Genomic DNA, 14,088 nt, shown 5'->3' on the forward strand with positions numbered 1-14,088 from the left:
TGGGGCCGGGGGGCGCGTCGCGCCCCATTCGCGGCACAAGGCCGCTCCTACAAGGGCGGCGTCGCATTCTGATCGAGCATCTACATGAACCACCCGCTTCTTCGGGCATTGGCCATCTACCGCGAAATGCCTTGGCGCTTTGCTCTGGTCGCTGCCTTGTACATTGCCGGCAACCTCGGCCTGGCCTGGCAGCAGTGGCTGATCGGCCATGCGGTCGATGATGTCAGCGCCGGCCGCGCCGTGCTGCGCCTGGCCGACGGCAGCCTGGACGCCCGCGTGGCCTGGCACTGGTTGTGGCTGCTGCTGGCCATCGCCCTGGGCCGCGGCCTGCTGCAATACGCCGCCGCCGTGCTGTCGCTGGTGCTCAGCCAGGCCCTGCTCACGCGCCTGCGTGAACGCATCCTCAGCCAGGTGCAGCGCCTGCACCTGGGCTATCACTGGCAGCACGGCATGGGCGAACTGGTCACCCGCACCACCCGCGATGCCGACAAAGTGCGCGACGCGCTGATCACCTTCTGGCGGCAGATCATCGAAACCCCGCTGGTGGTAATCGTTGCTGTGGGCCTGTTGAGTTGGTACGACCCGCTGCTGGGGCTGGTGCCACTGCTGCTGACCGGCGCCGGGCTATGGCTGTTCGTGGTGCAGACCGATCGCCTGGTCACCCTCGACCGTGCCGTGGGCGCCGCCTATGACCAGGTCAGCCAGGACCTCGCCGAAGGCATCGGTGGCGTGCGGGTGATCAAGGCATTTGGCCTGGAACAGCAACGCATTGCCCGCTTCGCCCGGCAGGTGGAGGTGTTCACCGGTCATGCCCGCGCCGCCCTTGCCTACGCCAGTTCGCGCATTCCGCTGCCGCAGGCGGTGGTGGCGCTGGGGCATGTGTGGATCCTGGTCTACGGCGCCCATCGCGTGGCGGCCGGCGCGCTGGGCATCGGTGAGCTGGTCACTTCGCTGCTGGTGGCCACCACGCTGGTGTTCCGCATCGAAGGCATCGGCCGGGTGATGCAGACTTTCGCCGATGCCCGCGCCAGTGCCGAACGCATCTGGCAACTGCTGGACGAACGCCCGGCCATCGTCGGCGGCCATGCCACCCTGCCCGAAGGGCCGTTGGGGCTGAAGGTGAACCAGGTGCAAGTCAGTGCAGCAGAAGCTGGCCGGCCTATCCTGCAGGATTGCTCGCTGACCCTGCTGCCCGGTGAGGTGGTGGCGCTGGTCGGCGCCACCGGCACGGGTAAAAGCCTGCTGGCCAGCCTGCTGCCACGTTTGGCCGATGTACAGCACGGCAGCGTCCAGGTCGGCAGCGATACTGCAGGTTGGCACGACGTGCGTGACCTCGACCTGGCCGACCTGCGCCGCCGTGTGCAGGTGCTGCCCCAGGAGAGCTTTCTGTTCTCCGACAGCCTGGCCGCCAACCTGCGCCTGGCCGCACCGCAGGCCAGTGACGCCCAGTTGCGTGAAGGTATGCGCCTGGCCGCTGCAGAGGACGTGCTGGAACGCCTGCCCCACGGCCTCGACACGCCGCTGGGCGACCGCGGCGTGACCCTGTCCGGCGGCCAGCGCCAGCGCCTGTGCCTGGCCCGGGCGCTGCTCGGCGCGCCGGACATCCTGTGCCTCGACGACGCCACCAGCGCCCTGGATGCCCTGGGCGAACGCCAGGTGCTGCACAACATCCGCCGCCTGCACAGCGCCAGCGGCCAAGGCCCGACCTTGCTGCTGATCACCAGTCGCCTCTCCACCCTGCTGCTGGCCGACCGCGTGCTGATGCTGGAAAACGGCCGCATCACTGCCAACGGCAGCCATGCCGAGCTGTGCACGAACAACGCCCATTACCGCGACTTGCTGGGGATCGACCATGACTGATGCGCAGCACACCCCCGCCAGCGATATCGACATCGAACAACGCCTGGCCCGCCAGGCGCTGGACCGGGGCATGTTCCACCGCTTGCTGCCGCTGTTGCAGCCCATTCGCGGGCAGATCCTTGCCGTGATCGGCATCGAGCTGCTGCTGGTATTTACCGTGTTCCTGCGCCCGTGGTTCGTGCGGGAACTGCTGGACAAGGGCCTGGTGCCCAGCGCCGACCACTGGCTGCTCGACGAGCGCCTGGTACTGTGGCTGGGCCTGGGGCTGGCCGCGAGCTGGCTGGGGCGCTTTCTGCTGGCCGGGGTGTCGCAGTTCATCGCCGGGCGCGCAGCGATCGGCGTGCTCAACGCCTTACGGGTGAAAGTGTTCGCCCATGTGCAGGCGCTGTCGGTGAGCTACTTCGACCAGACCCGTGCCGGGCGCATCATTTCCCGTGCCGACCGGGACGTGGATGCGCTGGAGCCCTTGCTGGTGCAGGGCCCGCCCGAGCTGCTCGGCGCCTTGCTGCGCTGCGGCCTGGCAGCGGTAATGCTGTGGCGCATCGACCCCAGCTTCTTCTACAGCCTGGCTGCCACGGTACCGTTGCTGGTCGTGGCCACCTGGCGCTTCAAACGGGTTTCGCAGCGCAATTGGGCCAAGGTGGCCGAGCAGCGCAGCCGCTTCACCGCACACCTGGTGGAAAGTGTGAGTGGAGTGCGGCTGATCCAACAGTGCGGGCAAGAGCAGACCAACCAGGCACGTTACCGACGCCTGCTGGAAGACTTCAACCAGGCGCTGATCCGCGGCAGCCTGCGGGCCGGCTGGTTCGCCCCGTTTACCGCATTGCTCAGCACCGCCGGCATGGCCGTACTGTTGCTGGTGGGTGCTCATGGCCTGGCCGAGGGCAAGGTCAGCGTGGGCCAGGTTGCCGAGAGCCTGTTCTACGTGTTCCTGTTCCTTGGGCCGCTGCAAGAGCTGTCGGACCTGTTCGAGCGCTACGCCACCGGCAGCGCTTCAGCGCAGCGCATTTTCCTGCTGCTCGACACCCGCCCACAAGTGCTCGACCCGCCAGCGCCACACGCCCTGTCCAGGGCGCGCGGCCAGGTGGACTTCGACGCGGTCGGCTTTGCCTATACCCCGAACAGCTCGCGCCCGGTGATCGACGGGCTCCACCTACATATTCGCGCTGGTGAAGTGCTGGCCATCGTCGGCCCTTCCGGGCACGGCAAGAGTACCCTGGTGCAGTTGCTGACGCGCTTCTACGAAGTGCAGCACGGCGCCGTGAAGCTGGACGGCATCGACCTGCGTGCGCTGGCCCAGCATGACTTGCGGCGCAACGTGGGCGTGGTGCTGCAGGACAACGTGCTGTTCAGCGGCAGCATCCTCGACAACCTGCGCCTGGCCGCGCCATCTGCCGACGATGCACAACTGGTGGCCGCAGCCCGTGAGCTGGGTGCCGACGAGGTGCTGGAGCGCCTGCCACAGCGCTACGAAACCGAAGTTGGCCCACTGGGCGCGCACCTGAGCCATGGCCAGCGCCAGCTGGTGTGCCTGGTGCGGGCCTACCTGGCCGACCCGGCGGTGCTGGTGCTGGACGAAGCCACCTCGGCAGTGGACGTGCACACCGAGCGACGTATCCAGCGCGCGCTGCGCAGGCTGTGCCAGGGGCGGACTGCGATCATCATCGCCCACCGCCTGGCGACCATTCGCGATGCCGACCGGATTGCCGTGGTGAAGCATGGGCGGGTGGTGGAGCAAGGGGCGCATGCCGATCTGATCAAGCGTAATGGCGCCTATGCGGCGCTGTACGACGCGTACCTGCGCAGTGCGGGAGCGGTTGTAACCGAGGGGATCGAAGTCTGACTTGCCGGCCTCTTCGCGGGTAAACCGTTCCCACAGGATCACCACAGCATTCGATTACCTGTGAGGTACCTGTGGGAGCGGGTTGACCCGCGAAGAGGCCGGGCCTGTTCATGCTGCTACCCCAGCATCCATTGCTGCCGCACTGCTGCCACAGCAGCAGCCCTCTCCCCGTCTACTCCTCAAACCCCCGCCCTACAGGCCACGCGCCACGCATGGCACAGCCGTTGCACCACCGTCCCTATACGCACAACCTCCCCCTTCAGGAGCCCCCATGACCACCGAATTCTTCTGGCGCCTGCCCTTGGGCACCGATGGCCCACAGCTGTCCACCGACCGCCACAACCGCGGCAACCCCGCGCACCGCCCAGGCAACATCGCCCCCGGCCGCCTGCCCGATGGCCAGGCCGATGGCTTCACCTACATCGACTACATCGCCCAGGTCGCCAAGGCCGCCGAGCTGGCCGGGTTCGAAGGTGCGTTGCTGCCCACCGGCCCGGAGCCGTGGATAGCCGCCGCCGCGCTGGCCCGCGAAACCCGGCGCATCCGCTTCCTGATCGCCTTCCAGGCCACCTGGACCCTGCCCGCCTACGCCGCCCAGCAGGCGGCAATCCTGCAGAACCTCAGCGGTGGCCGGCTGGACTGGAACATCATCACCGGCGGCAACCCGACCAGCCAACGGGCCAATGGCGACTTCCTGGAGCATGACTTGCGCTACAAGCGCACCGGCGAATTCCTCGACGTGATCCAGGGCCTGTGGACACAGGAAAAGTTCTCCTACGAAGGCGATATCTACCGCCTGGAGAACGGCAGCCTGCCGCCGGGCCTGCAACACGAACGCAAACCGGGCGTGTACTTCTCCGGGTTTTCCGATGCCGCACTGGACGTGGCCGCGCGCCACGCCGATGTGTACCTGAACTGGGCCGAGCCCATCGATAAGCTCAAGCCGCATATCGAACGCGTGCGCGAGTTGGCCGACAAGCAGGGGCGCACCGTGCGTTTCGGCCTGCGTGTCGACCTGTTCGCCCGCGAGACCGAAGAACAAGCCTGGCGCGAGCTGCGCCAGCAGTTCGAGCGCCTGGAAGGCAAGGCCAGCGCCAGCGCCAAGGGCTTCGTGACCGGCTCGGACTCTGTCGGCGGTGCACGCCAGGCGGCCTATCACCAAGGCTTGCAGGGCTTCGACGAACTGATCCTGGCGCGCAACCTGTGGGCCGGCTTCGCCAAGGCCAAGCCCGGCCCCACCGTGGGTTTGGTGGGCAGCCATCACAATATCGCCGAACGCCTGGCTGAATACCGCGATGCCGGTTTCAGCACCTTCATCCTCGCCGCCAACCCGCACCTGGAAGAGGCCCTGCGCATCGGCCAGGAAGTGTTGCCGCTGGTGCAGCAGGCGGCCACCACCACCCCTTTGCAGGCCAGTGCCTGAAGCCGAACGGAGCTGAACATGAGCCAACCCCTCGATACCCTGTGGTACACCCGCTGTCCGGTGCCCACCGGCCTGGGCATCGCCGTGCAGCAAGGCTGGCTGCAGGAAGACCTGGCCGGCCTCGGCACCCAGGTGCAGTCCCTGCGTGAAGCCGACCAGCAGGCCGTGCGCGAATCGCACTTCGACCACAGCCTGCTCAATTCGGTACGCCACGGCGGCAGCATCCCGGCCATCTGGGCCCGCGCCCAGGGCCGGGACACCCGCGTGATCGGCCTGTCGTGGGCCGATGAGGCGCAGTTGATCCTGACCCGGCCAGACAGCGGCATTCACACCGTGAAAGACCTCAAGGGCCGCCGCTTCGGCCTGCCCGACTGGGCCGCCGCACAGATCGACTTAACCCGCGCGCAAGCCCTGCGCGGGCTGGAAAACGCCCTCAAGCTGGCAGGCTTGCAAGTGGGCGACGTGGACCTGGTCAACTACCGCTACGACGGCACCTTCAGCGACCGCCCAGTGCGCAACGTGGCCGGCACACCGGTGTCCAGCACCCAGAGCGAAGGCCGCAACCTGGAGCTGGCCGGCCTGCTGCGCGGCGAGGTCGATGCAATCTTCCTCAAGGGCGCCAGCGCCGTGCAACTGGCCCACGCCTTTGCCCTGCACACGGTGATCGACACCGGCAGCCACCCCGACCCGCTGATCCGCAGCAACAACGGCACGCCACGCACCCTGGCGGTAGACAGCCACCTGCTGGCGCAGCACCCGCAGGTGGTGCGCACCCTGCTCGGCTCGGTGCTGCGCGCCGAACGCTGGGCCCACCAGCACCCCGACGAAACCCGCCGCTACCTGGCGCGGGAAACCAACAGCAGCGAGTACTGGGTGCAAGTGGCTTACGGCACCGACGCCCACCTGCGCCTGAGCACGCGCCTGGACGAACAGGCCATCGATGCCTTGCAGGACTTTGTCGAGTTCCTCAAGCGCTGGCGCTTCATCCCGGCGCGCTTCGAGGTGCGCGACTGGATCACTCGCCAACCACTGGACCAACTGCTGGCCCCCCTCCAAATGGACAGGAAACCCGTTACCCCATGACCAAGCCCCTGGAAACGCTCTGGTACACCCACAGCCCCGTGCCCACCGGCCTCGGCATCGCCGTGCAGTCGGGGCGGCTGGCCGAGGCCTTTACGCCGTTTGGCACCAATATCCAGTCGCTGCGCGAGTCCAGCGAACGCGAGGTGCGCGAAGCCCACTACGACCATCACCTGCGGAACTCGGTGCGCCACGGCGGTAACATCCCGGCCATCTGGGCCTACGCCAGCGGCGTCGAGACCCGCGTGCTGGGGCTGTCGTGGAGTGATGAGGTGCAGTTGATCCTCACCACCGAAGAAAGCGGCGTACGCAGCATTCGCGACCTGAAGAACCGCCGTTTCGGCATACCCAAGTGGGCCAACGTACAGATCGACTTCACCCGTGCCCAGGCCCTGCGCGGGCTGGAAAACGCCCTGAAGCTCGAAGGCCTGGCGGTGGCCGATGTGGAGCTGGTCGACTACCCCTACGGCGGCACCTACAGCGACGACGCCAAGCAGCACCTGTACGGCGCTGAAGTGAGCCTGGACACCAGCCGCTTCAGCCGCCGCAACAATGAGCTGATCGGCCTGCTGCGGGGCGATATCGACGCCATCTTCCTGAAGGGTGCGCACGCGGTGCACCTGGCCCATGAGTTCGGCCTGCGCGTGGTGGTCGATACCGGCAGCCACCCCGACCCGCTGATCCGCAGCAACAATGGCACCCCACGCACGCTGACCGTGGACCGGCATTTGCTGGAAAACCACTTCGATGCCAGCCGTACGCTGGTCGACACGGTGCTGCGCACCGAGCAATGGGCCTGGGCCAACCCGGAGGAGACGCGGCGCTTTTTGGCGCGCGAACTGAACACCAGCGAGTACTGGGTGGCAGCGGCCTATGGCGATGATGCGCACCGGCGCTTGCGTACTACCCTGGACAGCCGCTCGATCGAGGCGCTGCAGGACTTTACCGAGTTCCTGTTCAGGTGGGGGTTCATTCCACGGCGTTTCGATGTGCGGGAGTGGATTGATTTTCGCGTGCTGGAGAGTGTGATCGGTTCGACTTCGCGGTTGGCGGTTTGAGATTTTTGGGGCTGCTGCGCAGCCCCAACAATCTCAGCCCCACCACTGCTGCCCCAGCAGCACCCGCCCAGCACCCCACTGCTGCCCAATCTGCAACACCCTCTCAAAACTCTAATAAACACGATACATTTCAATAGCTTAACAACATGGCACAGTCCCTGCTCTAGCTCTCCCCAATAACGCTTTACATACGGGGAGATCCACCATGCACCAACTCAATCCACTGGCCCGCCAGATCAGCCTGGCGCTTCTGCTGGCCGGCACCGGCAGCCAGTCCATCGCCGCCAACGAAGACAATAAAACCGAACCGGCCCTGGAAACCGTCACGGTCACCGCCCAGCACCGCGAGCAGACGTTGCAGGAAGTCCCGGTGGCCGTGTCGGCCATCAAAGGCACCAGCATCACCGCCGATGGCGTGCGCTCGATGGGCGACATCACCACCTTCGTGCCCAACGCCTCGGCCAAGAACCCCGACGGCGACGGCCGCCCGCGTTGGTACATCCGCGGCCTGGGCACCGGCGACACCGGCGCGGCAACGGTCTTCCCGGTGGGCATCTACGCCGATGACGTCTACCTCAACGCCCCCATCGCAGGCGGTGGGCCGCTGTTTGACCTGGAGCGCATCGAAATACTGCGTGGGCCCCAAGGCACCCTGTATGGCAAGAACACCACTGCCGGCGCAGTGAACGTGATCTCGAAGAAGCCCACCTTCGACACCGACGGTTATGGCACCGTCGGCTTTGGCAGCAAGAACGAACGCATCGTCACCGGCGCCATCGGCGGCGCGCTGGTGGACGAAAAGCTGGCCGGGCGAGTGGCGCTGTATTCCGAGGAGCGTGACGGCTTCCAGAACAACGACTTCGACGGCAACACCTATGGCGATGTGAACAAGAAAGCCATCCGCCTGCAGTTCCTGGCCCAGCTCAACCCCGACCTGGACGCCCTGCTCAAGGTCCACAGCCGCCAGTTCAAGGGCGACGGCAGCAATGGTTCGCTGCCCGTGGGCCGCTACTACAACGTCGGCTACGAACGCCCGCATGGCCGCGACATCTCGCTGAACGTCAACGAAGACTACCGCCTGGACCACGACGGCGCCTCGCTGACGTTCAACTACTACCTGGGCGACTACACGCTGACCTCGATCAGCGCCTACGACTACATCCGCAACCGCTCCACCAGCGACGCCGACTACACCCCCTACGAGGTCAACGGCGCGTCGATCACCGACAACAGCTACCGCCAATGGTCGCAGGAGCTGCGCCTGGCCTCGCCGGAAGACCGCCCGCTGCACTGGCTGCTGGGTGCGCACTACTTCCACGAAGACCTCGACAGCTCGGCACAGCGGGTGGTCACCCCCGGGCCGACGCCCAACGGCACCGGCTCGAACCAGGTGGGTACCACGGCGTTCCGCGACATGGGCTTCGACCACCGCACCGACAGCTACGCGCTGTTTGGCAACCTGACCTACGACTTCACCGACGACTTCAGCGTCACTGGCGGCCTGCGCTGGACGCAGGAGAAAAAGGACATCGACCTGGACCTGGTGCAACTGACCCGCGCCACCGCCAACGGCCCGCTGGTCCCGCTGGGTGGCGTGGGCACCAACGGCAATCGCCAGGAAGACAAGACCTGGGAAGCCTGGACCTACGACCTGACGCCCGAGTACCGCATCAACGACAACCTGCGGGTGTTCTTCCGCTACGCCCACGGTTTCCGCTCGGGCGGTTTCAACACCGGGCTGTCGACCAGCCTGGCGCAGCTGACCACGGTCGACCCGGAAGAGCTGGATGCCTATGAGCTGGGGCTGAAGTCGGAGTGGTTCGACCGCCGCCTGACCGTCAACGCCAACCTCTTCTACTACGACTACTCCGACATCCAGGTGAACCTGCTGACGGTGAACAATGGCGTGCTCACCACCGCACTGACCAACGGCGCCAAGGGCAAGGTCAAGGGTGCGGAGCTGGAGATCGAAGGCCAGCCGACCGAGCGCCTGCACCTGCGCGCGGCGGTGTCATTCCTTGACACCGAATACACCGACTTCAAGAACACCAACCCCACCACTGGCGTGGTAACCGGCGACTACAGCGGCAACAGCTTCGTGCGTTCGCCGCGCAACGTGGTGTCGCTGGGTGCCGACTACACCATTCCGCTGGAAGTGGGCGGCAAGCTGGTGGCAGGGGGCGACGTGAGCTTCCGTGACAAGGAGTACTTCCTGGCCGACCGCCAGAGCAGCGCCGACGAAACCCTCAGCCAGCCCCACTACACATTGGCCAACGCCCGCCTGAGCTGGTTCAGCCACGACGACAAGCTGAGCGTGACCGGTTTCGTCAACAACCTCACCGACCGCCGCTACCAGGTGCACGGCCGGCCCAACGGTACCGCCGGGCAGTACGTGATCACCTACGGCGACCCGCGCACCGTCGGGCTCAGCGTTACCAGCCGGTTCTAGGTTGCCCTTTCGGGCCTTATCGCCGGCAAGCCAGCTCCCACAGCTACAGCACAGGGCCTGAAACCTGTAGGGACCTGTGGGAGCTGGCTTGCCGGCGATAGGGCCAGCACTGCCAAGACATCATTCAGCAGGAACACCCCATGCCCCACCACACTCCCTTGGCCAGCGCCATCGCTTTGGCCATCGCCGGCCTCGCCATGCCCGCATTCGCTGCCGAACCCGCCGACCGCCTCGACACCGTGGTCGTGGTCGGCACCCACCGCAGCGACGTCACCGCCCTGCAAAGCGCCGCGCCGGTCGATGTGCTGAGCGGTGAAAAACTCCAGGAAACCGGCGCCAGCGACCTGTCCGCGGCACTCACTGCGCTTTCGCCTTCGTTCAGCTTCCCCCAGTCGCCTCAGGGCGCCTTTGCCGGTTCGATTGCCCAGGGCGCCTCGCTGCGCGGCCTGGCCTCCGACCAGGTGCTGGTGCTGGTCAACGGCAAGCGCCGCCACACCAGCGCCAACGTCACCCGCCAGGGCTTGGTCAACGCCCGTGGCGCGGCGGCCGTGGACCTCAGCCTGATCCCGCTGTCGGCCATCGAACGGGTGGAAATCCTGCGCGATGGCGCAGCCGCCCAGTACGGCTCGGACGCCATTGCCGGGGTGATCAACATCGTGCTCAAGGAGCGCGACGAGGGTGGTAACGCCGGCTACCGCTTCGGCGGCTACAAGAAAGGCGACGGCCTGCAACGCAAGCTCAGCGGCTGGAAGGGCTTTGCCTTGCCCAACGACGGCTTCCTGACCCTGGCCTTCGACGCCGGCAGCCAGGACCCCGCCAGCGACACCCGCGACGACAACCGCCTGTTCTACCCCGGCTCCACCAGCATTGACACCGCGCGCGAGCAGAACAACCGTTACCGCAACTGGCGCTGGGGTTCGGGCAATGTCTCGGACCAGTACAACTTTACCGCCAATGCCGAAATGGGTTTGAGCGAGGGGCTGAGTGCCTACGGTTTTGCCACCTATGCGCACAAGAACACGGATGCCGAGAACTTCTTCGACCCGCCCACCACGTTGCGCAACAACTACGGCAGCGTAGCCCTGGCGCGCTACCCGGACGGCCGCCTACCGGTCACCCGCTACGGCCTGGAAGACTTTGCCGTCACCGGTGGCCTGCGCTTCGAGGACCAGGCCCTGGGCAAATTCGACCTGGCGCTGAACTACGGCAATAACCGCGTCGACTCCACCGACCGCGACGCCATCAACCCCAGCTGGGGCACCGCCAGCCCGTCGACCATCTACACCGGTCGCCGCGAAGCCGACCAGACCAACCTGTCCCTGGACTGGACCCGCGACTTCGCCAACGACTGGCTGTTCAAGCCGCTGACCGTTTCCGCCGGGCTGGCCTGGCGCCAGGAAAACTACGACCTCAGCGAAGGCGACGCCGCCGGCTGGTCGAACGGGCCGCTGTTCAACACCATCGACCCTCTCTCCGGCAGGCGCATACCCGGCTACTACTCGGGCATCACCCAGGTCGATGCCGTGTCGCTGGACCGCCGCGTGATCGGTGCCTACTTTGATGTCGAAGCCCAGCTGAGCGAAAAGTTGCAGGCCGGCGTGGCCGTGCGCAGCGAGCACTATTCGGACTTCGGCGACACCACCAATGGCAAGTTGTCGTTGCGCTACGACTTCACCCCGCAGATTGCCGCGCGCGCCAGCGCCAGTACCGGCTACCGTGCGCCTTCGCTGGTGCAGAGCGGGTTGTCGTCGTTTAGCGTACAGGTGGTGGAACAGCCCCCAGGCAGTGGCAACTGGGTCGAGGTGCAGCAGCGCACCCTGCGTGCCGACAGCCCGGAAGCGGCCCTGCTTGGCGGCAAGGCGCTGAAACCTGAAGAATCGACCAACTTCTCCGTGGGCCTGGTCTGGCGGCCATTGCCCAACGCCTCGGTCACACTCGACGCCTACCGTATCGACATCGACAACCGCATCACCCTGTCCGACCAATTGCCTGCATCGGTGGTGGGTCCGATCTTCGCCGGTACCCCTTACGCCAACATCCAGAGCGCGGCGTTCTACACCAACATTGCCGACACACGCACCGATGGCTTCGAATTGGCCGGCCATTACCAGCTGGATGCAGGCCGCTGGGGGCGCGTGGACTTCAACGGTGGCTACGCGCGCAACAACACCCGTATAACCGGGCTGGATGATGTGGGCGGCATCCCTGGCAGCCAGATCATCGGCCGCAACACCCAGGGGCTGATCGAAGACGGCACCCCCGAAGACAAGCTGACCCTCAGTGCCAACTGGCTGTATGACGGCTGGAGCGTCACCGTCGCCCAGCGCCGGTATGGGGAATGGAAGAACCGCAACGCCGCCAACCCGACGCTGGACCAGACCTTCAGCCCGCAATGGGTGACCGACCTGGACGTGTCGTACCGTTTCGACCTGGGCCTGACCTTGTCGGCGGGCGCGATCAATCTGTTCGACAGCCACCCGGACAAGCTGGAAGGTGCACAGCTGTATGGCGTGCCCAAGTACTCCATCACCAGCCCGGAAGGCGCGCAGGGGGCGTTCTACTACACCAGCGTGAGTTACGACTTCTAAGCTGAAACCGGGTTGCCTTCTTCGCGGGCTTGCCCGCTCCCACAGGTCCTGCACAGGTTCGCAGACGGGTGCCATCCTGTGGGAGCGGGCATGCACGCGAAGAATCCAGCACCGATGCTGCTGACTGACTGCTGCTCTAGCAGCACCTCGCTGCTGCTCAAGCATCACCCTCACCTTCCAGCCCCGCAATCCGGGGCTTGCGCCCCCTGGCACAGCTCTTGCGATACAGCTCTACCCTCTGCTTTCCCAAGGCCAGCCATGCGCGTGCTTTCTCGTCTTTCCTGGTTCATCTCCCCCCTGGCCCTGCTTATCTGCTGGGCCGTGGTGGCCTATGCCGGGCTATTCCCGGCCAACCTGCTTATCCCGCCGCTGGAGGTGTGGCACAGCCTCACCGACCTGCTGGCCACCGGCGAGTTGCAAGAGCACTTGGCCGGCAGCCTGTCGCGACTGGCCCTGGGCTTTACCGGCGGCGCACTGGCCGGCCTTGGTTTCGGCGCGGCGCTGGCCTTGTCGAAGACCGTGGAGGCCTACTGCGCCCCGCTGTTCCACACCCTGCGCCAAGTGCCCAGCATCGCGTTGATCCCGATGTTCGTGCTGCTGTTTGGGGTGGATGAAACCTTCAAGGTGATCATCGTCGCCAAGACTGCGTTTTTCCCGGTGGCACTGGCCACCTGCGAAGGTATCCGCGCGATCCCTCGCAGCCATTTCGAAGTGGCGGCGGTTTACCGCCTGCGCTGGCCCACGCTGGTGGGGCGGATTGCCCTGCCCGCCGCGGTGCCGGCGATCGTCACCGGTATCCGCGTGGCCCTGACCCGCGCCTGGGTAGTGCTGGTGGCTTGCGAGCTGCTGGCGGCCGACAGCGGCCTGGGGCAGATGATCGAGATGGGCCGGCAGATGCTGCGCATCGATGTAGTGATGGTCGGCGTTGTATTGACCGGGCTTATCGGCTTCAGCCTGGACTTCACCCTGCGCCGCGTGGAACGACGCCTGTCCGCCTGGCAAAGCCACTGAGGAGGCTGTGATGAAACGACTTGATTTGCGTGGCCTGGTACTGCCGCTGTTGCTGCTCGGCGCCTGGGAGTATGCCTCGCGCCAAGGTGCAGCCGGGGCCTACGCCTTCGTCCCACTGGCGCAGGTGGGCACAGCATTGGCCGAACTGCTGGGCAGCGGCGAACTGCTGGTCAACCTGTGGGCGAGCCTGTTACGTACCTGCAGCGGCCTTGCCATCGGCATTGTCGGCGGTGTCGGGCTGGGTGCGTTGATGGCCCTGTCCTCCCCCGCCAACCGCCTGATCGCGCCGCTGTTCCATGCCTTGCGCCAGGTGCCGATGCTGGGCTGGATCCCGCTGATCGCCTTGTGGCTGGGTAACGGCGAAGGCGCCAAGCTGCTGATCGTCAGCCTGGCAGCGTTGTACCCGATGGTGCTCAACACCTTCGAGAGCCTGCGCCAGGTCGCCGGCCAGCACCGCGAAGCGGCACGGGTGCTGATGCTCGGCCGCTGGCAGCAGCTTTGGCTGATCCTGTTGCCCGCCGCACTGCCCGGCATTGCCGCCGGGGTACTGCAAGCCTTGGCCTTCGCCTGGGTAACCTCGGTGGGCAGCGAGCTGTTCCTGTCTGCCGGGGCCGGCCTTGGCAGCCTGATGATGAACGCCGAAGCTGCGGCGCGCATGGAGATCATCGTGGTCTGCGTGCTGTGCATCGGCCTGACTGGCTACCTGATGTCCTGGCTGTGCACCCTGCTCACCCGCCGCCTGCTGCGCTGGCGCACCAACCATTGAAAGGCCCGAC

Annotated in this window: 9 protein-coding genes; all 9 read left to right on the top strand. The window is 66.2% G+C overall.

What is annotated here, in order from left to right:
* Positions 1 to 84: 84 nt before the first annotated feature.
* The 9 genes from PP4_RS16725 to PP4_RS16765 all read left to right on the top strand — a co-directional run bounded on the left by PP4_RS16725 (position 85) and on the right by PP4_RS16765 (position 14,078).
* Positions 85 to 1,860 carry an ABC transporter ATP-binding protein gene (locus PP4_RS16725; RefSeq protein ID WP_016500384.1) on the top strand — a complete coding sequence of 592 codons (1,776 nt, stop codon included), beginning with the start codon at positions 85 to 87 and terminating at the stop codon, positions 1,858 to 1,860.
* A complete protein-coding gene (locus PP4_RS16730) occupies positions 1,853 to 3,703 on the top strand; it encodes an ABC transporter ATP-binding protein (RefSeq protein WP_016500385.1) in 1,851 nt (616 codons plus the stop codon). Before PP4_RS16725 ends, PP4_RS16730 begins: the two co-directional genes overlap by 8 nt.
* A gap of 271 nt (positions 3,704 to 3,974) precedes the next feature.
* On the top strand, positions 3,975 to 5,126 hold the full coding sequence (locus PP4_RS16735) for an LLM class flavin-dependent oxidoreductase (protein WP_016500386.1): 1,152 nt from the start codon (positions 3,975 to 3,977) through the stop codon (positions 5,124 to 5,126).
* Between the two features lie 18 nt (positions 5,127 to 5,144).
* Complete coding sequence (locus PP4_RS16740) at positions 5,145 to 6,209, top strand: ABC transporter substrate-binding protein (protein WP_016500387.1); 1,065 nt, start codon at positions 5,145 to 5,147, stop codon at positions 6,207 to 6,209.
* On the top strand, positions 6,206 to 7,264 hold the full coding sequence (locus PP4_RS16745; protein WP_016500388.1) for an ABC transporter substrate-binding protein: 1,059 nt from the start codon (positions 6,206 to 6,208) through the stop codon (positions 7,262 to 7,264). The genes PP4_RS16740 and PP4_RS16745 overlap by 4 nt, the downstream gene beginning before the upstream one ends.
* A gap of 205 nt (positions 7,265 to 7,469) precedes the next feature.
* The gene (locus PP4_RS16750) at positions 7,470 to 9,713 is read left to right on the top strand and encodes a TonB-dependent receptor (protein WP_016500389.1); all 2,244 of its coding nucleotides are present in this window, start codon (positions 7,470 to 7,472) and stop codon (positions 9,711 to 9,713) included.
* A gap of 140 nt (positions 9,714 to 9,853) precedes the next feature.
* Positions 9,854 to 12,301: a TonB-dependent receptor plug domain-containing protein gene (locus PP4_RS16755; RefSeq protein WP_016500390.1), complete on the top strand. Its 2,448-nt coding sequence runs from the start codon at positions 9,854 to 9,856 to the stop codon at positions 12,299 to 12,301.
* Between the two features lie 258 nt (positions 12,302 to 12,559).
* The gene (locus tag PP4_RS16760; protein WP_016500391.1) at positions 12,560 to 13,312 is read left to right on the top strand and encodes an ABC transporter permease; all 753 of its coding nucleotides are present in this window, start codon (positions 12,560 to 12,562) and stop codon (positions 13,310 to 13,312) included.
* 10 nt (positions 13,313 to 13,322) lie between these two features.
* Positions 13,323 to 14,078 carry an ABC transporter permease gene (locus PP4_RS16765; RefSeq protein WP_016500392.1) on the top strand — a complete coding sequence of 252 codons (756 nt, stop codon included), beginning with the start codon at positions 13,323 to 13,325 and terminating at the stop codon, positions 14,076 to 14,078.
* Positions 14,079 to 14,088: the final 10 nt, after the last annotated feature.

This window comes from Pseudomonas putida NBRC 14164 (assembly GCF_000412675.1).
Classification (GTDB): domain Bacteria; phylum Pseudomonadota; class Gammaproteobacteria; order Pseudomonadales; family Pseudomonadaceae; genus Aquipseudomonas; species Aquipseudomonas putida.